21 protein-coding genes are annotated in these 21260 nt (G+C 43.7%); 16 read left to right on the top strand and 5 right to left on the bottom strand.

Features of this window, described 5'->3' with window-relative positions:
• Nucleotides 1–388: 388 nt before the first annotated feature.
• From Q0230_RS15560 to Q0230_RS15535, 6 genes are all read left to right on the top strand, one after another.
• Nucleotides 389–1432, top strand: coding sequence for a bifunctional nicotinamide-nucleotide adenylyltransferase/Nudix hydroxylase (locus tag Q0230_RS15560; protein WP_298611116.1), 1044 nt, complete (start codon nucleotides 389–391; stop codon nucleotides 1430–1432).
• Nucleotides 1433–1498: 66 nt separating this feature from the next.
• Complete coding sequence (locus Q0230_RS15555; protein WP_298611114.1) at nucleotides 1499–2899, top strand: nicotinate phosphoribosyltransferase; 1401 nt, start codon at nucleotides 1499–1501, stop codon at nucleotides 2897–2899.
• A gap of 196 nt (nucleotides 2900–3095) precedes the next feature.
• Nucleotides 3096–4187 carry an ABC transporter ATP-binding protein gene (locus Q0230_RS15550; RefSeq protein WP_298611113.1) on the top strand — a complete coding sequence of 364 codons (1092 nt, stop codon included), beginning with the start codon at nucleotides 3096–3098 and terminating at the stop codon, nucleotides 4185–4187.
• 57 nt (nucleotides 4188–4244) lie between these two features.
• Nucleotides 4245–5354 carry an extracellular solute-binding protein gene (locus Q0230_RS15545; RefSeq protein ID WP_298611111.1) on the top strand — a complete coding sequence of 370 codons (1110 nt, stop codon included), beginning with the start codon at nucleotides 4245–4247 and terminating at the stop codon, nucleotides 5352–5354.
• Nucleotides 5355–5439: 85 nt separating this feature from the next.
• Entirely contained in the window at nucleotides 5440–6687 is a 1248-nt protein-coding gene (locus Q0230_RS15540; protein ID WP_298611109.1) for an ABC transporter permease, read from the top strand.
• Between the two features lie 6 nt (nucleotides 6688–6693).
• Nucleotides 6694–7578, top strand: coding sequence for an ABC transporter permease (locus Q0230_RS15535; RefSeq protein WP_298611107.1), 885 nt, complete (start codon nucleotides 6694–6696; stop codon nucleotides 7576–7578).
• 56 nt (nucleotides 7579–7634) lie between these two features.
• On the opposite strand, the gene Q0230_RS15530 is transcribed toward Q0230_RS15535, so the two are convergent.
• The gene (locus tag Q0230_RS15530) at nucleotides 7635–8294 is read right to left on the bottom strand and encodes a glutathione S-transferase (protein WP_298611105.1); all 660 of its coding nucleotides are present in this window, start codon (nucleotides 8292–8294) and stop codon (nucleotides 7635–7637) included.
• A gap of 104 nt (nucleotides 8295–8398) precedes the next feature.
• Between Q0230_RS15530 and Q0230_RS15525 the strand changes: the two genes are divergently transcribed.
• From Q0230_RS15525 to Q0230_RS15510, 4 genes are all read left to right on the top strand, one after another.
• Nucleotides 8399–9298 (top strand): LysR family transcriptional regulator, encoded by a 900-nt coding sequence (locus tag Q0230_RS15525; protein ID WP_298611103.1) that lies wholly within the window; start codon nucleotides 8399–8401, stop codon nucleotides 9296–9298.
• Between the two features lie 83 nt (nucleotides 9299–9381).
• A complete protein-coding gene (locus tag Q0230_RS15520) occupies nucleotides 9382–10590 on the top strand; it encodes a 6-phosphofructokinase (protein WP_298611101.1) in 1209 nt (402 codons plus the stop codon).
• 118 nt (nucleotides 10591–10708) lie between these two features.
• Nucleotides 10709–11905: a DUF2157 domain-containing protein gene (locus Q0230_RS15515; protein WP_298611100.1), complete on the top strand. Its 1197-nt coding sequence runs from the start codon at nucleotides 10709–10711 to the stop codon at nucleotides 11903–11905.
• On the top strand, nucleotides 11902–12399 hold the full coding sequence (locus Q0230_RS15510; RefSeq protein ID WP_298611098.1) for a GDYXXLXY domain-containing protein: 498 nt from the start codon (nucleotides 11902–11904) through the stop codon (nucleotides 12397–12399). The genes Q0230_RS15515 and Q0230_RS15510 overlap by 4 nt, the downstream gene beginning before the upstream one ends.
• Here Q0230_RS15510 and Q0230_RS15505 read toward each other — a convergent pair.
• The 4 genes from Q0230_RS15505 to Q0230_RS15490 all read right to left on the bottom strand — a co-directional run bounded on the left by Q0230_RS15505 (nucleotide 12390) and on the right by Q0230_RS15490 (nucleotide 15130).
• Nucleotides 12390–12695: a 2Fe-2S iron-sulfur cluster-binding protein gene (locus Q0230_RS15505; protein ID WP_298611096.1), complete on the bottom strand. Its 306-nt coding sequence runs from the start codon at nucleotides 12693–12695 to the stop codon at nucleotides 12390–12392. The genes Q0230_RS15510 and Q0230_RS15505 overlap by 10 nt on opposite strands.
• On the bottom strand, nucleotides 12692–13051 hold the full coding sequence (locus Q0230_RS15500; RefSeq protein ID WP_298611094.1) for a cytochrome c: 360 nt from the start codon (nucleotides 13049–13051) through the stop codon (nucleotides 12692–12694). Before Q0230_RS15500 ends, Q0230_RS15505 begins: the two co-directional genes overlap by 4 nt.
• A 28-nt stretch (nucleotides 13052–13079) precedes the next feature.
• Complete coding sequence (waaA, locus tag Q0230_RS15495; protein ID WP_298611093.1) at nucleotides 13080–14360, bottom strand: lipid IV(A) 3-deoxy-D-manno-octulosonic acid transferase; 1281 nt, start codon at nucleotides 14358–14360, stop codon at nucleotides 13080–13082.
• Between the two features lie 71 nt (nucleotides 14361–14431).
• Complete coding sequence (locus tag Q0230_RS15490) at nucleotides 14432–15130, bottom strand: BPSS1780 family membrane protein (RefSeq protein ID WP_298611092.1); 699 nt, start codon at nucleotides 15128–15130, stop codon at nucleotides 14432–14434.
• 216 nt (nucleotides 15131–15346) lie between these two features.
• Here Q0230_RS15490 and Q0230_RS15485 point away from each other — a divergent pair, with 216 nt between their 5' ends.
• From Q0230_RS15485 to Q0230_RS15460, 6 genes are all read left to right on the top strand, one after another.
• Nucleotides 15347–16051, top strand: a complete 705-nt coding sequence (locus Q0230_RS15485; protein WP_298611091.1) for a glycosyltransferase — start codon at nucleotides 15347–15349, stop codon at nucleotides 16049–16051.
• A gap of 9 nt (nucleotides 16052–16060) precedes the next feature.
• Complete coding sequence (locus Q0230_RS15480; RefSeq protein ID WP_298611089.1) at nucleotides 16061–16801, top strand: hypothetical protein; 741 nt, start codon at nucleotides 16061–16063, stop codon at nucleotides 16799–16801.
• Between the two features lie 6 nt (nucleotides 16802–16807).
• A complete protein-coding gene (locus Q0230_RS15475; RefSeq protein ID WP_298611087.1) occupies nucleotides 16808–17599 on the top strand; it encodes a glycosyltransferase family 25 protein in 792 nt (263 codons plus the stop codon).
• A complete protein-coding gene (locus Q0230_RS15470; protein ID WP_367274145.1) occupies nucleotides 17596–18702 on the top strand; it encodes a glycosyltransferase in 1107 nt (368 codons plus the stop codon). Before Q0230_RS15475 ends, Q0230_RS15470 begins: the two co-directional genes overlap by 4 nt.
• A gap of 4 nt (nucleotides 18703–18706) precedes the next feature.
• Nucleotides 18707–19543: a glycosyltransferase family 25 protein gene (locus tag Q0230_RS15465; protein WP_298611084.1), complete on the top strand. Its 837-nt coding sequence runs from the start codon at nucleotides 18707–18709 to the stop codon at nucleotides 19541–19543.
• Nucleotides 19544–19606: 63 nt separating this feature from the next.
• Nucleotides 19607–21166 (top strand): ATP-binding protein, encoded by a 1560-nt coding sequence (locus tag Q0230_RS15460; protein ID WP_298611082.1) that lies wholly within the window; start codon nucleotides 19607–19609, stop codon nucleotides 21164–21166.
• Nucleotides 21167–21260: the final 94 nt, after the last annotated feature.

Raw genomic sequence — 21260 nt, 5'->3', positions numbered from 1 at the left:
GCCAGTCGGGCTTGGAACTTTTTCTTATTATTTTGTTATTGTTGTTATTTATTTTAGCTTCCGTCGTTCTTCTTTTTCTTCTTGTTTATACTATTGCAACGCTTGTGCCAACTTAGCTAAATAAATATAAAATATTGATTCATATATAAAAATTAAAAATTAAACAGATTAATTTTTAATAGAGCCTGTCATAAATTGACGCGATTAAGAAAACTTAACTGACAATGAAATGCTTGTTGTCAGTTAAGTGACAAGTCTGACACTACCAGTCGTCTGCCCTATGCAAGTATTGGTAATTGCTGACTTGACCGCTGGTATCTGGAGTGTTTAACTGTTCAGACACTTAGATAGACTGAGTACTTATTTTTCAGTAAGGAGTTTACTGATCATGCCAGCTAACGCTGCTAAAGCTTTTGATTTTCTGGTCTTTATTGGCCGCTTCCAACCTTTGCACAAAGGTCATCACTATGTGATTTCAACTGCCTTAGAACAGGCAGAGCGCATCATTATTTTAGTAGGTTCCAGCCATCAACCCCGTAGCATCCGTAATCCTTGGACGTTTGCCGAACGCGAACAACATATTCGTGCTGCTTTTGATGCTGCAACTCAAGAGCGTTTGATTATCGTGCCGCTCATGGACGATTTATATAATGATCAAAATTGGGTAGCACGCGTTCAACAAAGTGTAAATGGCATTGTTTGCCGTTATCCACCTAAACTGGGTACGGATGATCCACGTGTGGGCTTAATCGGGCATTCTAAAGATCATAGCTCTTATTACCTTGCCCTCTTCCCGCAATGGAAAGCGCTAAATGTGCCTGCTTGGGGTAATTTGTCTTCCACTCCGTTACGCGAGCAATACTTCTTAAATCAGGTAATTACTGATGATTTCCCTGAAGGGGTCAAACAAGCTTTAGCTACTTTTCAACAAACTGCCGCTTATGAATATATTGTCAGCGAGTGGCAGTTTATTCGTGATTATCAAAGTGGTTGGGCAACTTCGCCTTATCCGCCTATCTTTGTCACCGTGGACGCGGTAGTCATTCAGGCTGGACATATTCTCTTAGTTGAGCGTAAAGCCCGCCCCGGTAAAGGCCAATTTGCCTTACCCGGTGGCTTTCTGAATGCTGAGGAAAAAATTCGCGATGCGGTTTTACGGGAATTACGCGAAGAAACTCGTCTAAAAATCCCAACGCCCGTACTGGCTGGTTCAATCAGTAAATCGCAGGTCTTTGATGACCCACATCGTTCGTCGCGTGGGCGTACCCTCACGCACGCTTATCTGATTGAATTAAAACCGGATGCACAAGGTCTGCCTAAAGTTAAAGGTAGTGATGATGCAAAACAGGCATTTTGGTTACCGCTGGCCGAATTGAATCCTGAACAGATGTTTGAAGATCATTTTCATATTATTAAAACTTTGGTGGGTTAGTTTAAAACCCACTGTTATGCAGCGGATAGACTGCTGCTCTATTCACCCGAACACCGGAGGATTTCCATGTTCAACTCTAATCCGATTTTTGACAATTTAATTCTCAATACTGACAGCTACAAAGCCAGCCACTTTGTGCAATATCCGCCCAATAGTGAAATCGTTTCTTCTTATGTGGAAGCACGCGGTGGGCAATTTAAACAAGCACTGTATTTTGGTTTGCAGGCTTTTATCAAAGCTTATCTCTTACAGCCTGTGACTCAAGCGCATATTGAAGAAGCCGCAGAAATTTTTGCTGCACATGGCGTACCCTTCAATCGCGCGGGTTGGGAAATTATTGTCAATGAATATCAAGGCTTAATGCCAGTAGAGATTTGTGCTTTACCTGAAGGTAGTATCGTTCCAACCGGTACGGCTTTAGTCCAAATTCAAAATACTGATCCGCGCTTATGTTGGCTACCCTCTTACTTAGAAACCATGTTATTGCGCGCTATTTGGTATCCCACCACGGTTGCCACTTTATCTTGGCATGCCAAGCAAATTATTCGTGAATACTTAGAAGCTACTTGTGATCAGCCAGCGGAGCAATTGCCGTTTAAACTACATGATTTTGGTGCGCGTGGAACCTCTTCACAAGAAACGGCTGCTTTGGGTGGGATGGCACATTTAGTTAATTTCATGGGCACCGATACGGTAGCCGCTTTGTTGGCAGCGCGGCGCTATTATGGGGCAGAGATGCCGGCCTATTCGATTCCAGCCGCGGAACACTCGACGATTACCTCTTGGGGGCGGGAGCATGAAACCGAGGCCTATGCGAATATGCTCAAGCAGTTTGCACAACCGGGGAAAATTCTCGCAGTCGTCTCTGACTCCTATGACATTTATAACGCTGTTTCGGAAATTTGGGGTAAGCAGCTCAAAGAACAAGTGGAGCAAAGCGGTGCCACTTTAGTGATTCGCCCCGACTCTGGTCAACCCGAGATAGTGGTAGTTGAAGTCATGCAGCGTTTAGAGCAAGCCTTTGAGAGCCGAGTCAATCAAAAAGGCTATCGCGTCCTGAAAGATTGCGTGCGGATTATTCAAGGCGATGGAGTGAATTTAGAGTCACTCGGAGTGATTTTAGAGTGTGTAAAAGCGCATGGCTTCTCAACTGAAAATATTGCCTTTGGAATGGGTGCTGGTCTTTTACAAAAAGTGAACCGCGACACCTTAAGTTTTGCCATGAAAGCCTCTGCCATTCGCATTCAAGGTGAGTGGTTGGATGTATATAAACAACCCATTACCGATTTAGGCAAAACCTCAAAACGGGGGCGCTTAGCGGTAATTCACACGAAAGCAGGTTGGGAAACGATTCGTGAAGATCAACTAGCGGATCACGAAAACCAGCTTCAGCCAATTTTCCGCAATGGTAGTTTGTTAAAAGAAGTCAGTTTTGCACAAATTCGCCAACAAACAGAACGCACTTAAAACAAGCAACTAAATACCTAAAATAGTCAATAGAGTATCCACTTCACCAAATCGGTGAAGTGGACTTTTACCTAAAAATAGTCTTGTAAACCAAGCTTATGCACTCTGTTAGGAATTCTTATTCCGAACCTTGCTATTCATGAAATAATTCTGTTATAAACAAGACAGCTTCAACCGCACACCTTAAAGGAGAAGCATGTCTCAATCGCAAGGCACCCAACCTTTTGTATTGTTTGACAACGTACAAAAGAGTTATGACGGCATCACATTAGTTGTAAAGAGTTTCAATCTAGGTATCGACAAGGGGGAGTTCATTACCTTACTAGGGCCGTCTGGTTCTGGTAAAACCACCTGCTTAATGATGTTAGCTGGGTTTGAGACAGCAACCCACGGTGATATTTTTCTTGATGGGCGTTCAATCAATAATATTCCTCCTCACAAGCGCGGTATTGGCATGGTTTTCCAAAACTATGCACTGTTCCCCCATATGACCGTGGCTGAAAATCTAGCCTTTCCTTTAGAAGTCCGTGGTATGACCCAAACGGAGCGCGAAGATAAGGTGCGTAAAGCGCTCGATATGGTGCAAATGGGTAAATTCGGCGGTCGTCGCCCTGCCCAATTATCCGGTGGACAACAGCAGCGAATTGCTTTAGCTCGCGCTTTAGTCTTTGAACCCTCTTTAGTTTTAATGGATGAGCCGCTTGGTGCTTTAGATAAACAACTGCGTGAACACATGCAGTTTGAAATTAAGCATCTGCATGAGCATCTTGGCATTACCGTCGTTTACGTTACCCATGACCAATCTGAAGCTTTAACCATGTCAGATCGAATTGCGGTCTTTAATGACGGTATTGTCCAACAGCTTGCTAGACCGGCTGATTTGTATGAACGCCCAAGTAATTCTTTCGTGGCTCAGTTCATTGGTGAGAACAATAAGCTCAAGGGCATCGTCAAAGACTTAAAAGGTGAAACTGCTTTAGTTGAGTTTACCAATGGCCAACAAGCGGAAGCACTAGCGGTCAATTGTGAAGGCATTGGCAAACCAACTTTGTGTTCGATTCGTCCTGAACGAGTACGGATTGGTAGCCAAGCAGGCATGTATGCAACCGAAGGCAAAGTGCTTGAGTTGATTTATTTAGGGGATCATATTCGCTGTCGAATGTCAGTGTATGGGGATGATTCCTTTATCGTTAAGATTCCCAACGCGGGCGATGGCACTATGTTATCGGTCGGCCAAACTATTCGAGTTGGGTGGGATAAAAATGATTGTCGCGCGCTCGATGCGTGATAGTTTCGGGTCTTTTATTTAGTTATTAGTATGGGCATTCCATTTACGGAGAGAAGCATGAAGTTGAAACCAATTTTTGCAGCAGTCAGCATTGCCACTTTTTCTAGTGGCCTACTTGCTGCCGATATGGCAAAAGAAATGACCATCGTTTCTTGGGGCGGTGCATATTCAAACTCTCAAATTAAGGCCTATCACGAGCCTTATATGGCGGCAAATCCTGGTTTCAAAATCATCAATGATGAAAGCTCGAATGAAGCGGTTGCTAAATTGCGGGCGATGGCTGAAGCCAAAAACATCACGTGGGATTTAGTTGACGTAGAAGGCCCTGATTCACAACGTTTGTGTGACGAAGGCTTAGCGATGGAAATGGATTTTGATAAAGACCTAGCTCCAGGTAAAGATGGCTCAACCCCGACTAAAGACTTTGGCGATAGCTTAATTAACAAATGCTTCATTCCTCAAATCGTGTTCTCTACCACCTTCGGTTATCGCACTGATGTACCTGAATGGAATGGTAAAAAACCAGAAGACTTATGTGCGGTATTCGATACTAAAACCTTCCCGGGTAAACGTAGCTTAGAAAAACGCCCCAAGAAAAACTTGGAATGGGCTTTACTGTGTGACGGTGTGCCCAAAGAGAAGCTATACGAAGTCTTGTCTACTCCAGAAGGCGTGGATAAAGCTTTAGCTAAACTGGATACCATTAAAAAAGACGTTCTTTGGTGGTCAGCGGGTGCCGAAACGCCACAACGTTTAGCAGATAAAGAAGCGGTGATTGGCTCTACTTACAATGGCCGTTTATTCGATGTGATCGAAGAGAAAAAACAACCTGTTGCTATGCTGTGGGATTATCAAATTTTCGACTTTGACGGTTGGATTGTTCCTGCTGGTTTACCTGAAGATCGCAAAGCCCGCGTACTGGACTTTCTGAAAGTGTCCACTGACACTCAACACTTAGCCGATCAAGCTAAATACATCTCTTACGGCCCTGCACGTGCTTCCTCTCAGCCTTTGGTAGGTAAACATGCAACGTTAGGCATTGAAATGGCTCCCCATATGCCTAATAACCCAGCCAATGCTAAGCGTTACTTAGTGAATAACATTGAATGGTGGTCAAACAACGAAGACGAAATGAATAAGAAATTTGAGGCTTGGTTAGCTAAGTAATCTTCGCTGCCGCGTTACTCAGCATGCTTTCAATCGTATCCCTCCTCACTTTGAGGAGGGAGCTTCTTGCCACAGGATATGAGCTATGGAGCAACTCCAAACCCTTAACGGTGTACCGTTAAAAAAGCAAATCGCCCGCGCACTGTTTAAACAAAAAGTACGCGCTTTATTACTGATTGCTCCTTTATTGATTTTTATTTTAATTACCTTCGTTATTCCGATTGCCGACATGTTGATGCGTTCCATAGATAACAGCATCGTCAGCCAAACCCTTCCACAAACCACCACTAGCTTAGAAAGCTGGGATCCTAAAACCGCGCAGCTACCCGATGAAGCAACTTATACTGCACTTTATAATGACTTGAAGCAGGCAGTTGAGCAGAAAAATCACACTAAACTGGGTACACGTCTTAACTATGAAAATAGTGGTATGTCCTCGCTATTTCGGAAAGTAGGCAAAGATGTGAGTAAAATGAAAGAAGGTGTCAGCTATAAAGAGCAATTTCTTGCTGCTGACAAAGCATGGGGGGATCTAAACACTTGGAATTTATTCAAACTCTACTCCCCTAAATATACCGATGGTTATTTCCTTGCAGCCTTAGATATGAAAAAGACGCCTGATGGCATACAAAGGCTGCCAGAATCGGAACGTATCTATCTAAATCTATTTGCTCGTACTATTTTTATGAGCCTATTGATTACTGCCTTGTGCTTAGTTTTGGGCTATCCGATTGCTTGGTTACTAGCTAATTTGCCAATGCGCACCTCGAACTTATTAATGATCTTAGTGCTATTACCCTTCTGGACTTCTTTATTAGTCCGTACTTCCGCATGGAAAGTACTGTTACAACAACAAGGGGTGATCAATGACATTTTGGTTTGGCTCGGGGTGATTAGTCATAGTGGCCGCTTAGAACTCATCAATAATCAGCTGGGTACACTGATTGCGATGACCCATATCCTCTTGCCCTTTATGATTTTGCCGCTGTATTCAGTGATGCGGACTATTCCCCCCTCTTATCTGCGTGCTGCCAAATCTTTAGGTGCTACCGATTGGACTGCCTTCTGGCGCGTCTACTTTCCACAAACCGTTGCAGGGATTGGGGCTGGGGCGATTCTTACCTTTATCTTAGCCATTGGTTATTACATTACCCCTGAATTGGTGGGTGGTACGCAAGGTACCTTTATTTCTAACCGGATTGCCTACCATATTTCCAGCTCACTTAACTGGGGCATGGCTGCTGCACTGGGCACTATTCTCTTAACCTTGGTGCTCGTACTGTATTGGGTATACGACAAAATTGTCGGTATTGATAAAGTGAAGTTGGGGTAAGCCGCCATGAATTTACCGATTTATGCAAGTACTGGACAAAAAGCGTGGTATTACAGTTTTCGGATAATCTGCGGCTTAATCTTCTTTTTCTTGATTGCACCGATTCTGATTATTATTCCATTGAGTTTCAATGCGACTGACTTTTTTACCTTCACACCAGAAATGCTCAAGCTACAACCAGAAGGTTATTCTTTAAAGCATTATCAAGACTTTTTTACCAACAGTGATTGGCAAAATGCCATCCGCAACTCGCTAAAAATTGCGCCTGTTGCAACACTCATCGCCGTTGTTTTAGGCACCATTGCGGCGATTGGTTTAAGTCAAAGTCATGTGCCTTTCCGTCGAGCCATTATGGCAACCCTGATATCGCCGATGATTGTGCCACTGATTATCTCTGCTACTGGCATGTACTTCTTCTATGCCCGCCTTGGGAATTACATGGTTGATAGTTTGGGCATGAATGCCAATCTTGTTGAGTATATTAAGATAGTGCTTGCACATGCAGCTTTAGGCATTCCCTTTGTTATCATTACAGTAACAGCTACTCTAGTTGGTTTTGATCGCAGCCTCACCCGCGCTGCTGCTTCAATGGGTTCTGGTCCAGTACGTACTTTCTTTAAAGTACAAATGCCTTTAATTATTCCAGGTGTGATTTCCGGTTCACTATTTGCCTTTATTACTTCTTTTGATGAAGTGGTCGTGGTGATGTTCGTGGGTTCTGCCAAGAATAAAACTTTACCTTGGCAAATGTTCACCGGTTTACGCGAACAGATTAGCCCAACGATTTTAGCGGTTGCCACGATTCTAGTGGTGTTATCAGTGATGCTTTTGGTGACTTTGGAGCTATTGCGGCGACGTTCTGAACGTTTGCGCGGGATGTCTCCGGGCTAAAATAACTACTCACGTATCCAGCTAGTTCTCAGCTGGATACGTTGTTTACAACTTGTTTAAATCCCCACCTCATCATATTGCGCAATAGTCCATTTAGCTTCCTCTGCTTTAGCAGCTGCGAGCCATTCCTGCATTGCAGGTAAAGCTAACATCGCTTCAGTCCATTTTTTAAAGCTTGGTGAAACCTCTAAACCGTAACCCACTGCCCGCCACATCACAGGGGCATACATAGCATCCACAATCGTGAAATGCCCACATAAGAAATCCCCTGCTGGCTTGTTTGCTTTATCAAAATGTGCCCAAATCTCAGCCAAGCGTTGTAACTCAACCTGGACTTCCGCTGAAGGCTGCATTTTAATTTGCCGACGACAATTCATGGGATGCTGCGAACGTAAAGCACTAAAACTACTGTGCATTTCTGCAGCGGCTGAACGCGCTAAGCTGCGTAGTGCCAAATCTTCTGGCCATAGCTTTTTTTCTGGATACTGTTCATGCACATATTCCAGCATCGCTAAGCTATCCCAAATAATCAGGCCTTGATCTTCAATCACTGGTACTTTTGCTGGAATCTGGTAACGCTCACCCAATTTGTCTAACGCATCACTATGATAAAAAGGCAATACAGTTTCATCAAAAGGAATGCCCGCTACTTTTAAAGCGATCCACGGGCGTAGCGACCAAGAGGAATAGTTTTTATACGCAATATACAGATGCATTTGAGAGTTCCTGATTGATTAGTGGATATGCACTGCAGCATAAAGAGCTGACAAATCCAATAAAAGCGAATATTTTTGCGCTAACCATGCGGAGAATTTGCATAATGACACCTCGACAAGTACGTAGTGTGCTGACTGTTTTAGAACTAGGCAGCGTGAATCGGGCGGCAGAAGCTTTATATTTAGCTCCCTCCAGTGTTTCAGCACAGCTGCGTGAATTATCAGCTGAGTTAGGGATTAATCTATTCGAGCCAGCAGGGCGTGGCATTATCCCTAGCAGTGCTTTGCGTCAACTCCAAACGAGTTTGCAAAACTTTCTGAATAGCGCCGAACAGATCACACAACTAGCGCATAGCATTGCGCATGAACCGAGTGGCTGTTTAAAACTATTCGCACCTAGTTCAATGTGTATTTATCGCCTACCTAGCCTGATTGAAGCCATGCAGCTCCACGCCCCTCGAGTGGAAGTGATGCTCACCCACGAGCCTTTTGCCTATCGCCAAGCTTTGCAAAGCGGTGAAATTGATGCAGCCATTATTGTTAGCCAAGTACGACCCGATGCTTGTCATTATTATAAGCTCCACGCTGAAGATGTGGTGTTTGTTTGCCATCCCGAACGTTGGCAAGCACACACTCTGACGTTAACCAGCTTGAACGAACATCCTATAATTACCACCGAAGAAGGCTGCACTTATCGAGTAGCTGCTGAGGCACATTTTCGAGCTTTAGGTTTACATTTAAAACCACGGCAAGCCTTTACTAATGTTGAGGTCATTCGCCGTTGCTTGCTAGCGAATATGGGGATTGGTTTGTTGCCAGCTTGCGTAGTCGCCGATGATGTTTTGCAAGGGCGCTTAAAAATCCAAGCAGTTGAAGGTACGCCTTATTTATTTCAATCCGCGCTCATTTACCCTGAAGGGCGTAGCTTATTACCCAAGCTTGCGGCTCTCATTCAAGTGATTGAACAGCAAGCCACAAACTCAGATTGTGCATTGAGTACCTAAGACTAACCAGTTGATCTTTTCTAATTGCAGCTACTGCTTCAGCACTTTATTCTTAAATAACCAGCAAAGTGCGGAGAGGAAAAATGATGAAAAAAATCGGTATTCTCACCAGTGGTGGTGATTGTGGTGGCTTAAATGCAGTGATTAAAGGTGTCACCTTAGCGGCACATGGACAAGGTATTCAGTGCTTTATCATCCCGAATGGTTATGCAGGCTTATATAATCTGAGTAGTTTTGAAGGCTTAGTTGAACTCACCCCTGCACGCCTAGAAATTTTTGATTGTACCGTGGCGGGTTCTGAAGCAGGCCATTCGCGGGTCAATATTCGTAAACTCGCCGACCCGAATAAATACCAACGCATCCGTGAAGGTTTAGCCAAATTCAATCTGGATGGTTTGATCATTAGCGGTGGCGATGATACAGGCTCCGTCATGGTTGATTTAGCGGCACATGGCGTGCATTGCGTGCATGTGCCGAAAACGATGGACATGGATTTGCAAACCTATTCGGTAGGTGCGGATTCAACCGTTAGCCGAATCGCTAGTTTTGCTCGCGATATTCATACTACCGGGCGTACCCATAACCGCGTCATGGTGGTGGAAGTGTTTGGGCGTAATGCAGGTCACACAGCTTTCCGGGGTGGAATTGGTGCGGAAGCCGATGCGATTTTAATTCCTGAAATTAGTGTAGATTTTGACCTGCTTTATCAGCATATGAAGCAGCGCTATTTCGAGCGTATTGCCGGTAGTGATGTGCGTGCGGGCACTTATTTAATTATGGTCGCTGAAGGTATGCATGATAGCCAAGGTCAAGAAGTAGTCGATTCAGCCGCTGGAACTGATGCTTTTGGCCATAAGAAACTCACCGGTGCGGGTGCTTATGTTTGCCAAGAACTCAGTAAGCGCTTAAAAGCTGACCCAGAAATTCCCGCCTTAATGCAGCAAATGGGCATGTACGTACAGGGTCAATATGAAATTCCTGAAGTACGCTCCGTGAATCCAGGGCATTTGGTACGTTGTGGGCAATCCTCGGCGTTTGATGTGAGCTTTGGCTTAGAAGCGGGCGCGGCTGCTTTGCATTTGTTAGAAGCAGGAATTAGTGGAGCAACCGTTGCGAATGTACGTGGCAATACGATTGAATACATGAATACCGCCGAAGCTATTCGCCAACGACATGTCGATCTACAACAAGTAGGCTGGTATGAATCCTTAGGGATTTGTTTTGGGCGCGCACCACAAGCACCTAAATTTGAATTTAGCCATTTATTAAAAGCACCAGAGCGGCATTTATAGGCTTGCATTCAGACTCAGTGGCCGAACTCCGTAACAGCAGAGACAGCCACATTAAAATCATGCTAAGTTATGGCACTGTATAACAAGCTATCATGATGATACAGGCGTAGCACAGCGAATGACACTAATCGAAAAAAAGCTGCAGCTTTGGGAGCAGCAGGGCTTCATTACTGGTGATCAATATGAAACTATCTTGTCCTTTGAACAGGGTGAAAAGCAAAATAATAATTGGTGGCTCTATAGCTTATTAATACTTGGCTCAGCTATTATTGGTTTAGGCATCATTTCCTTAATTGCAGCTAATTGGGTGCAAATCCCAGATAGCCTCAAATTAGGTGCTGATTTCAGCTTATTAATTCTATTGGCCACTGCTATCTTTTGGTACCAAAGTCACTATAAAAAAGTCGTTGCCGATATTTTAATTACTGCTTTTATTATTTTATGTCTAGCTAGCATTGGTTTAATTGCTCAAGTTTATCATATTAATGGGCGTTGGTATCATGCCATTATGCTGTGGAGTGTCATTTCTTTGCCCATTGTTTTATTTGCACGTCATTTAATGGTGCATTTTTTATGGGTAAGTTTATTTATCAATGCAGCAGTCTGGAGTAGTGTCGATTTAGCTGGCGGTAATCTGCGTAATGCTATGCGCGAATTACCGGCTGTTTTATTATTAGCACCACTACTTTCCGCTAGTTTATACTTGCTCGCTAGGCGGGTAGCTCTTCTACACAAAACTAGCTCCAGTTTTTTCTTTTGGTTTCAAATTTCAGCCCTGATTGCACTAATCGCTATTGATATCATGCGCTCAGGTGGGGAGACTCAAACCTTTGACTGGCATTGGTATTTACCTGCTTGGCTCACCGCAGCCCTGCTGATTGGTTTAATTGCATTACGACGTGCCTACAAACCCTTAAATAAAGCATTATTAACTGCAGCGATACTCTTATTAGTGCTTTATTACGCACCTAGTATTCTGTTCACTGGACAAACACGCTATACCTTCTCAGCTTTAGATGCAGTCGCTCGTGCAAGCCTTTGGTCAGCAGATGATATTCGTGCTCCTGCCTTAACAATTTTAATTCTATTTTTATATGCTATTCATGCGGGCAATAGCGGTTATCATCGTACCTTTAATTTAATTACTTTTTTAATTGGCTTACGCTTTGTTATTTTATATTTTCAAGCAATGGGCGGTTTAGCAGCTACTGGAGTAGGTTTAATTCTTTCGGGTTTAATGATTATTGGTATTGCATGGTTTTGGTATAGCAGTCGAGATCGCTTTCAAAACTGGAGTAAGGAATTAAGCTTATGAAAAATCCTCAACTCCGCTTAGCAACTGCCTTACTGTTTCCTATTGTAGTCTTGGCTGCTAATACTTGGATGTATCAGCAACAGCGCCAAGCGGGGGAAACTTTTAAATTCCCAATTGAGGGCTTTGACCCACGCGATATGTTATCTGGGCATTATTTGTTCTATAAAGTTGATTATGGTATCTCTAGCGAATATGGTTGCCCCACTAGTGATATTGCTGCCTCTTTATGTTTACGTCCAGAAAAAAGGGTTTATCCAACCGATGAAAGACCAACTACTTGTGAGGTATATTTGCAAGGTGAGTGTGATGCTAACACTGTGTTTACCGCAGGTTTAGATCGTTTTTATATCCCGCAAGCATATGCAGCGCAACTCGAAAGTGATATTGCGCAGAAAAAAGGCGAGATTGAAGTCTCGGTTGATAAACGTGGGAATGCAGCCATCTTAGATTTATTGATTGCTGGCAAACCGTGGAAAGAAGCTGTTCAAGATTGATAATCGTAACCTAGCTCTGGGACAGCAATCACCAAGTCACTACGTGCATAGGCACAGCAAAACAGGGCTTTACCCTCTGCGGCATCTTCTTCAAATAAAGCTAATGGCGAGTTTGAGCCGATTAAGTACTCTAACTCCCCTTCTACTACGGTTCCCATACACACGCCACAAATCCCCATATTGCAACCCCAAGGCAGGGGAATATCTTGGCGTAAAGCTGCTTGTAAAATTGTTTCGCGTTCTGCGACTTGGAATTGATAACTCGTTTGGTGGATACGAACTGTGTAGAACTTCATGGCTTAGGGTATTTGTAATAAGCCTGATTTAAGTAGTCAGTAATTTGCGCCAAATCTTCATCAAATAAACGCGAGCCTAAATTCGCATCGCAGCGCTTTACTTGAGCGGCCAATTGAGTGTAATCCAAGACTTTACGCTCGACTCGCGTATAAACTTTCGCATCATGGCAACTAATACAATTCGCATCATGCAGTGCTTTACCTGGAGGTGCATTCCTATCCGTAATCTGACTTGCAGTCGCTGGCGCATTAGTTTTCTCAGCTTCTGGGTTTGCTTTTTGCTCCGCGGATTTATCGCCACAAGCAGTCAGCAACCAACTGGCTAAAAGCAGAATAACTAATTTGGTGATATGCATTTGTTGCATCCTAAGCCCTTATATTTGTTTAATTTTTTGCACTAAGCAACTTATCTAGATCAGGTAATAAACGTTCAACCACACCACGTTGCTGCTCCAAGAAGTCTTGACCTACTCGGCCTGCTTGTTGGCGCGCAGTTGGATTACTTAGCCAAGCGGCTAAATGATGGGCTAAAAGCGTTGGGGAATCAACCAGCACCGCAACACCTCGTTTGACCAATTCAGGGTAAATATCTTGGAAATTATGTATATAGTTGCCACTAATCACGGGCACGCCAAAAGCCAAAGCTTCTAAGGGATTATGCCCCCCCACATCGACTAAACTTCCAGCTACAAACGCTAGATCTGCACAGGCATACCATAGTAATAACTCCCCCATGCTATCGCCTAACAACACAGCACTTGTGTTTGCCAAGACTTGAGCACTACTTCTTCGTTGATAGCTTAACTGAGCTTGCTCACATAAAGCGGCCACTTCAACAAAGCGTTCAGGATGGCGTGGTACTAAAATCAGCAGGACATCGGAAAACTGTTTAAGCAAGTTTTTATGCGCTTGAAGAATAAGCTCATCTTCGCCACGATGAGTACTAGCTGCCACCCATACTAAACGTTCGCCCCAAGTTCTACGCAACTCTAGAGCTTGCGCTTTCACTTCGGTAGCAATAGGTATATCAAATTTAATATTCCCCAAAACTTTAAGTTGCTTAGGTGTAGCTCCTAAAGCCAAAAAGCGCTCTGCATCCAGCTGCTCACGGGCTGCAATTAAACTCATCTGGGCTAAGGTTTCCCGCGTTAAATTCTGAACACGTGCATACCCACGGGTTGAGCGCTCTGAGAGGCGCGCATTCACTAGTACAAGAGGAATCTTAGCCTGAGCACAAGCCGCGTATAAATTCGGCCATAGTTCAGTTTCCATCACTAGCAATAAGTGTGGTTGAACCTGCCTCAAAAAACGCTTAACCGCGGCTGGTGTATCATAGGGCAAATAACTACGCTCTACCCGTGAGCCAAATAAACGTTCTACCGTTGCAGCCCCTGTGGGTGTGGTCGAGGTAATCCAGAGTTTATATGGAGAATAACGTGTTAGCAGTTGTTCAATAAGTGGTCGTGCTGCCATCGTTTCGCCCACCGACACTGCATGTAGGCAAATGCAAGGCTGCTTAGACTTCAGTGCTTTCACATAGCCCAAACGCTCGCCCCAAGCCTGTCGATAAGCTGGATTCAAGCGCCCACGCCACCCTAATTTTATAAAAATAAAAGGTAGTAATAGATAAAGCAGACAGGAGTAACTAAAACGTGCAAGACTCATATTTAAGAAAATATCGCCCGTGAAAAGTTCAGACAGGCGATTCTAGTGGATTTATGCTCTAGCTGAATAACTTAAGCAAAAATGCGCTTATATCCAATATAAGTGGCCGCAATAAACACGGGCACTAATACCAGCAAACCTAAACCAAAAGGGATCACTGCAATAACAGCCAAGAGTGCATAAATCAACATAAAGATGATAAAGGCAGGAAAGTTTTTCACACAAGCAGTGAAGCTGTTTTTGATCGCATCAATCGCTGACATATTTTGGAAAACAACCAGTGGAGTTGCAAATAGAAACAACATACCGCTTAAGATCATTACAATCAGTGCCAATAAAAATCCACCGAAACCAATCGATGGCATCATCGGCATTTCCGCACCAGGGGTGATTGAAGAACTCACGGAAGCGAACATCATTCCGCCAACCACTACCATGCTGACAAACCCCACTCCCAGCATAATCAAACCAAGAATAATAAGTGGCGTCAGGCGTTGCTGATCCTTAAATAGTGAAAATATATCCATAATATCAGAAGCTTGTCCTTGATCTAACTTCTGAGCAGAGTAGAACATACCGCCTAAAAACAGCGGCAATAAGAGATATAAAGCAATCATGCCGATGAAAGGAATAAAGCTTAAAACCATCGCAATTACTCCAAAAATCAGAGCCATCAACACCCAATTAGCTATGTTTGCAGTAAAAATCCTCCAGCCACCTTGATACCAGCTAATTGAATCGCCAGCCCCCACCACTCTTAGATTCGCCATACACTACTCCTTTTATGTTTATTAAATTGATTATAGAGGAGTTTATTCTACCTGACTGCAAGCCGACTCCATAGCCTATTGTGAAGGATAAAACGCTTGGGCTAGTTTTACACTTGCATGCGGTGTATGCTCTGAACGTTTTGCGAAAAATAGCTTTTTTACAACAAAACTTTCGAAGGGCTAGTCAAGTTGAATTTACCAGTTAATATCATTTGCATGAAATGGGGGAGCAAGTATGGCGCTAATTACGTCAATACGCTCTACGCCATGATTGCACGTCATATTACGCTACCCTTCCAACTGACTTGCTTTACTGATGACCCTAGCAGCATTGATGAGCGTGTCCGTATCTGTGAACTGCCCGCCCTGGAATTGCCAGCCGGCGCACCTGAACGTGGTTGGAATAAGCTCACCACCCTACAAACTGATTTAGGCGGTTTGAGTGGTGAGGTTTTATTTCTCGATCTTGATGTCGTTATTGTGGGCAATATTGATGAATTATTCAGTTATCCGGCTGAATTTGCCATTATCCGCGATGCTAAACTACAGAAACGCATGATTGGTAACTCGTCAGTGTACCGCTTTAAAGTAGGTCGTTATCAAGCCATATTGGATAAATTTCGCCAGCAATATGCAGAAATACAACAAACTTTCCGCAATGAACAAGCCTATTTATCCCACGAAATTCAGCAGCGTGGAGAGCTAAGTTTTTGGCCTGAAGCTTGGTGCCCAAGCTTTAAGTACCATTGTATGCAGCCTTGGCCTTTGGCCTATTTTCAGGACGCTAAAATTCCTGTAGGCGCGAAGATTATTATTTTCCACGGCCATCCTGAGCCGCACGAAGCTATTCAGGGTATTACCCATAAATGGTATCGACCGGTACGCCCCACACAATGGGTCGCGGATCATTGGCGTGCTTAAGGATTAATAATGGCAGCACGCAAAAAATCCCGCTTAGAGCGCTGGCTCTCTTTCAATCAACACCGTAAGCGGTTTGGTGCGGGTCAAGCTGCTGCTGCTTTACAAATTTCGGATTACTCCGCGCTAAAAACTCAGCTTATCCAAAATACTGAGCAAATTTATACCCACGGTGCGGATAAAGATATTACCCAGCATTTACATAATTTGCGGGCTGAGTTCGCCGGTCAAGCTGAGCTTTTATATTACCATGCCCAACTGATTGTGTTGATTCGGCGCGAATATCAAGTTGCTGAACAATTTACACTGTTTGAGCGACTCTGGGAGAGCGAAGCTGAGTTTTTACGGGAGCATTTGAATACACGCTGGTTGATTTCAGCCGCAGATACGTTTGCAGATCACTCCAAAGATAACACTATGCGCGCGCTTGCCTTAGCGGCGTCCTTATTAGTGAATACGATTAAGCTGCAAGAAACCGAGCGTTATTTACAAGCTGCTGAACACTTAACTGACCAAAGTGAGCGACAACAACAACTCCAAACGGGACGAGTCGCTTTATTTGATGGTACTTCGGCTTTTGCAGTCGGTACTGATGATACTTTACGCAATTTACGCTGGCGTTTAGATGCGCTTAGCCAAACTAACCCAATGGGACTAGTATTGGCAGAGCTTTTTCAGCGCCTACAAACTCATGATACTGTTTACCAGCGTTTTCGCCTGCGCCATACGCGCACAAAAACGGCTTGGTGGTGACCTTTGATGAACGTGTTAATCATTAACTTAGCTGAAGCTACTGATCGACTCGCTTTTCAACAAAAGCAAATGTTACGTTTAGGCCTAAATTATGAAGTCCTAAAAGCGATCTCGACCACGTATATTAATGAAACGACGCATTGCCAACTCTCGATGGGTTGGGAGCGTCCGCTGCGCCGCACTGAGCTGGCTTGTTTCTTAAGTCATCACAAAGCTTGGCAATGGGTCTTAAAAAAGAATCAACCCACCCTGATTCTAGAAGATGATGCCCTCTTATCACGCTATACCCCCATCTTGCTCAACTTATTGGAAAAGCAAGAGAACTACGATTTAATCACGCTTGAAGTGCGTGGGCGACAGAAAATTGTGGGTGAGGGTGAAGTTTTAATTGATGAATTTAAACTCTTGCCACTGTATCAAGATCGTACTGGAGCAGCTGCTTATATTATCTGGCCACAAGCAGCGCGTGCCTTATTAGATAAAGCGAGCGCCACCCCTGCTGCTCTGGCTGATGCCTTCATTTCGAGTACTTATGAGTTACGCATGGGTCAACTTGAACCCGCTGCAGCACTGCAATTAGATCAATGCGAGGCTTATGAAGTCACCAATACAATTCCAACCGTGTCCTCCATTTTGGCCGAAGCCAAGCCTAAACCAACCTATGCAAATCCAATTGAGCAAGTACGCTTCAAATTTAGGCGTTTAGCTTCGCAAACTAAAATGGGTTTACGGCATTTATCCGTGCTCAGTAAGGCGCAAAAACGCGCTATCCAACTTAGGCCGGAGGATTTTGTCTGAACGCTAAGGCAGAACCAGCTAAGATCATTGTTTTTGTTATTCCCGATCTTAAAGGTAACGGGGCTGAACGGGTGGTTTTGACCTTAGCCGATGAACTAACAGCCCAAGGCCATAGCTGCCATATTATTTGCTTCAAACGTTTCCAAGAATTGCGCAGCAAACAGACCGTACAAACGCATATTTTCCCTTTACAGTTCTTGCGCTGGCTACCGCGCTCAATTCGCGGGCGAGTGGTCGCGCCTCTGTTGGATCGTTTTATTCGTCTTAAAACTGGTAATCCGGATTTAGTCTTATCCAATTTATTGCCTGCTGATCGCCTACTAAGCCATAGCCAACTGCCCAATGTGCAGTTAATCGTGCATAACACACTCTCGCAGGAAGTTTTAGACAGTGCTAAACCTGAGAAGCAAAGTGAACTGCGCTCAATGCTTAAATCAATTTATACACGCAAACCTTGCATTGGTGTGAGTCGTGGCGTGCTGGCAGATCTACAACAGCTATTACCTCAACAAACACAAGCTGTCTGTATTTATAACCCAGTTGATTTAGAGCTCATCGCGGAAGCGGCTCAAGAACCTAATCCGATTAAGCTGCCTGAATATTTTATTCATGTGGGTAAATTTAAGCAGGCTAAACGCCATGATCGGCTCTTGCGTGCTTATGCACTGAGCGGTGTAAAAACGCCTTTGGTGCTAGTCGGCCAAGGTGAGTTACTTGGAACCGCCCAAGAACTGGCTAAGGAATTGGGTATTAGTGAGCGAGTCAGTTTTGAAGGTTTCCACTCCAATCCCTATCCGCTAATTGCGGGTGCTAAGGGTTTATTACTCTCCTCTGATTTTGAAGGCTTAGGATTAGTCATTTTGGAAGCCTTAGCCCTTAAAGTTCCAGTGCTTAGTACTGACTGTCCTTCTGGCCCCAATGAAATTTTACCAACCGCTAATTTGGTTGCTATGGATGATCTACAGGGCTTTGCCGACAAACTTCGAGCTTTAGACCAGAATCCAGCTGCTTTCCAAGTTGAGTTAAAACCAGAATTTTCGCCAACTTATGCTGCTCAAAAATACTTAGAACAAGCCAGTTCTGCCACCACTCATATGCTTTAACACTATGCAGATTTTCCTGATTAATTTAGATCGTCGCCCTGACCGTTTGGAACAGGTTAAAACTCAATTAGCTCAATTAGGTTTAGAGTTTCAGCGCATTAGTGCAGTCGATGGCAGTCAATTACCCGCTGATTATCCCTTGTTAAACAAAGCACGCTTTTTGTTAGAGCAAAAAAAACCGGCGGTAATTGGTGAGATTGGTTGTGCAGAATCGCATCGCCTAATTTGGAAGCAGATGATTACAAACAATCTGCCATTTGCTTTAGTGCTAGAAGATGATATTACCCTCAGTCCTAAGCTGACTGAATTTCTAAACACTAAAACTTATGAAGCTTATGATTTTGTAAACTTATCCTCCACTGAACCTTATCATTTAGACCCGACTGCCTTAAAGAGCTTGCTGAATCAACAGATTTTGGAGCGCCCACTCGTATGGCAAAGTAACCGCCGCTTATGGCGTAAAATCGAATGGCGACGGCGCTGGCGGATTTTCAAACTTCACCCCGTTAATCAAGACACTATTTTGTGTGAATGTGACCCTGCTCCTGCTTTGGGTAGTGGTTATATACTGTCCTTAACAGCGGCTAAATCCTTTTTGGCTCAAAGCAACCAACTGTATTTTCCTATCGATTTAGTTTGGCGTTATAGCGATGGTTTACTGCGACAAGCGTTTTTAAGTCAACCTTTGATTGAGCAAACTCGCGGCGATTCTGATATTCCGGGACGCTATCAAGGCTATCGCTTAACAACTTGGCAAAGTATTAAGCGCTTCTTTGTGAAAAGTCGGCGTTGGCAACGACGCTGGGCGGTGGCACGTTTATATAAATTAAAAACTCTCTAATTAGGCAAGGTTTGTAACCATGCTAAACTAAACTCAACCTTCACCGACTCGCGAATATTTGTTATGTCCACGACCCCTCGTAAAAAGCTCCCACTTGGCATCCAAACCTTCGCCAAAATTCGCCAAGGCGATTACTACTATGTCGATAAAACGGCGATTGCTTTAGACTTAATCAAGCAGGGCACTCACTACTTCCTCTCCCGCCCGCGCCGTTTCGGGAAAAGCCTGTTCTTAGATACCCTCAAAGAGCTGTTTGAGGCTCATGAAGCCCTCTTTCAAGGCTTAGCCGTGCATCCCCACTGGGATTGGTCGGTCAAGTATCCTGTATTACGTTTTAGCTTTGGTAGTGGCAAATTTACGGACATCCAAGGCCTGACCCATACCTTAGAGACCCAACTGAGTCACCTAGAACAGCAGTTTGGAATCACAGCACGTTTTGAACACGTTGGTGGGCGCTTTGCTGATCTGATTTTACAATTACAGCAGCAAACCCAACAGCCGGTGGTGATTCTGATTGATGAATACGATAAACCGATTTTAGATGCTCTAGATTATCCTGAAGTGGCTAAAGCCAATCGGGATTTCTTACGCGGCTTCTATAGCACAATCAAGGATTATGATGCTTATATCAAATTCAGCTTTTTAACTGGTGTCAGTAAATTCTCAAAAGTTAGCTTATTCTCAGGCTTGAATAACCTACTGGATATTACTTTAGATGCTCACTATTCCAGTCTTTGTGGCTACACCGATACTGATATTGATACTATTTTTAATCCTGAATTAGAGGGTTTGGATCGAGAAGAAATTCGGTATTGGTATAATGGTTATAATTGGCTAGGTGAAGGCGTTTACAATCCCTTTGATATTTTACATTTATTTAGAAATCGCCAGTTTGGTAACTATTGGTTTGAAACGGGCACACCCAGCTTCTTAGTTAATCTATTATTCAAACGGCAAGTCAGTTCTTTATCCTTAGACCAGACCTTTACGAGCACTCAAGTTTTATCAAGTTTCGATATTGAAGATATAGCCACCGAAGCTTTATTATTTCAAACGGGTTATCTCACGATTAAACAAGCGGAGCGTATTGCTCAACAAGACTACTTTCATTTAGGTTTCCCTAATTTAGAAGTACGACAGAGTTTAAATGAAAGCCTGCTGGCCGTTTTAGTCAAGGATAAGTCTAAGCAGGCTGTCAATAGTGCTCAATTATATCGTTTACTGTTGAAGAATGATTTCGAGGGACTCAAGCAAATCTTTCATGCTTTCTATGCCAGTATTCCGAATAATTGGTATAACAGTAATAATATTCAAGCCTATGAAGGCTTTTATGCCAGTGTCTTTTATTCTTATTTCGCGGCTTTAGGTTTGGATGTTCTGGTTGAGGATGCCAGTAATCTCGGACGCTTAGATATGGCTTTGAAATTCAATCAGCAGGTTTACTTATTTGAATTTAAGGTCGTGAATAGTCGGCCACGGGGCAAAAGCAAAGCCTTGCAGCAATTGCAAGATCGGCACTATGCGGATAAATACCGCCATCTGAACCAACCGATTTATCTCATCGGCGTCAAGTTTAGTAAGAAAGATCGGAATATCGTCGGCTTTGCTGTCGAGCAAGCTTAGTCACTCAATTACTATCCTTTTAGAAAAAACTGGCATGAATCCTGCCTCCCTTTCTTAAAATCGCTATACTAGCCGCCTAAAACAAGCTGACTGC

It is taken from the genome of uncultured Thiothrix sp. (assembly GCF_937876535.1).
Classification (GTDB): domain Bacteria; phylum Pseudomonadota; class Gammaproteobacteria; order Thiotrichales; family Thiotrichaceae; genus Thiolinea.
Note: the sequence above shows the minus strand (reverse complement) of the source record. Positions and strands in the feature narration are given on the sequence as shown.

What these genes read in the sequence shown, in the direction of transcription:
- Q0230_RS15475 (WP_298611087.1), top strand. Translation starts at nt 16,808, where the DNA reads ATGAACGTGTTAATCATTAACTTAGCTGAAGCTACTGATCGACTCGCT.
- Q0230_RS15490 (WP_298611092.1), bottom strand. Translation starts at nt 15,130, where the DNA reads ATGGCGAATCTAAGAGTGGTGGGGGCTGGCGATTCAATTAGCTGGTAT.
- Q0230_RS15505 (WP_298611096.1), bottom strand. Translation starts at nt 12,695, where the DNA reads ATGAAGTTCTACACAGTTCGTATCCACCAAACGAGTTATCAATTCCAA.
- Q0230_RS15550 (WP_298611113.1), top strand. Translation starts at nt 3,096, where the DNA reads ATGTCTCAATCGCAAGGCACCCAACCTTTTGTATTGTTTGACAACGTA.
- Q0230_RS15460 (WP_298611082.1), top strand. Translation starts at nt 19,607, where the DNA reads ATGTCCACGACCCCTCGTAAAAAGCTCCCACTTGGCATCCAAACCTTC.
- Q0230_RS15480 (WP_298611089.1), top strand. Translation starts at nt 16,061, where the DNA reads ATGGCAGCACGCAAAAAATCCCGCTTAGAGCGCTGGCTCTCTTTCAAT.
- Q0230_RS15560 (WP_298611116.1), top strand. Translation starts at nt 389, where the DNA reads ATGCCAGCTAACGCTGCTAAAGCTTTTGATTTTCTGGTCTTTATTGGC.
- Q0230_RS15485 (WP_298611091.1), top strand. Translation starts at nt 15,347, where the DNA reads ATGAAATGGGGGAGCAAGTATGGCGCTAATTACGTCAATACGCTCTAC.
- Q0230_RS15555 (WP_298611114.1), top strand. Translation starts at nt 1,499, where the DNA reads ATGTTCAACTCTAATCCGATTTTTGACAATTTAATTCTCAATACTGAC.
- Q0230_RS15540 (WP_298611109.1), top strand. Translation starts at nt 5,440, where the DNA reads ATGGAGCAACTCCAAACCCTTAACGGTGTACCGTTAAAAAAGCAAATC.
- Q0230_RS15545 (WP_298611111.1), top strand. Translation starts at nt 4,245, where the DNA reads ATGAAGTTGAAACCAATTTTTGCAGCAGTCAGCATTGCCACTTTTTCT.
- Q0230_RS15525 (WP_298611103.1), top strand. Translation starts at nt 8,399, where the DNA reads ATGACACCTCGACAAGTACGTAGTGTGCTGACTGTTTTAGAACTAGGC.
- Q0230_RS15530 (WP_298611105.1), bottom strand. Translation starts at nt 8,294, where the DNA reads ATGCATCTGTATATTGCGTATAAAAACTATTCCTCTTGGTCGCTACGC.
- Q0230_RS15510 (WP_298611098.1), top strand. Translation starts at nt 11,902, where the DNA reads ATGAAAAATCCTCAACTCCGCTTAGCAACTGCCTTACTGTTTCCTATT.
- Q0230_RS15535 (WP_298611107.1), top strand. Translation starts at nt 6,694, where the DNA reads ATGAATTTACCGATTTATGCAAGTACTGGACAAAAAGCGTGGTATTAC.
- Q0230_RS15500 (WP_298611094.1), bottom strand. Translation starts at nt 13,051, where the DNA reads ATGCATATCACCAAATTAGTTATTCTGCTTTTAGCCAGTTGGTTGCTG.
- Q0230_RS15465 (WP_298611084.1), top strand. Translation starts at nt 18,707, where the DNA reads ATGCAGATTTTCCTGATTAATTTAGATCGTCGCCCTGACCGTTTGGAA.
- waaA (WP_298611093.1), bottom strand. Translation starts at nt 14,360, where the DNA reads ATGAGTCTTGCACGTTTTAGTTACTCCTGTCTGCTTTATCTATTACTA.
- Q0230_RS15520 (WP_298611101.1), top strand. Translation starts at nt 9,382, where the DNA reads ATGATGAAAAAAATCGGTATTCTCACCAGTGGTGGTGATTGTGGTGGC.
- Q0230_RS15515 (WP_298611100.1), top strand. Translation starts at nt 10,709, where the DNA reads ATGACACTAATCGAAAAAAAGCTGCAGCTTTGGGAGCAGCAGGGCTTC.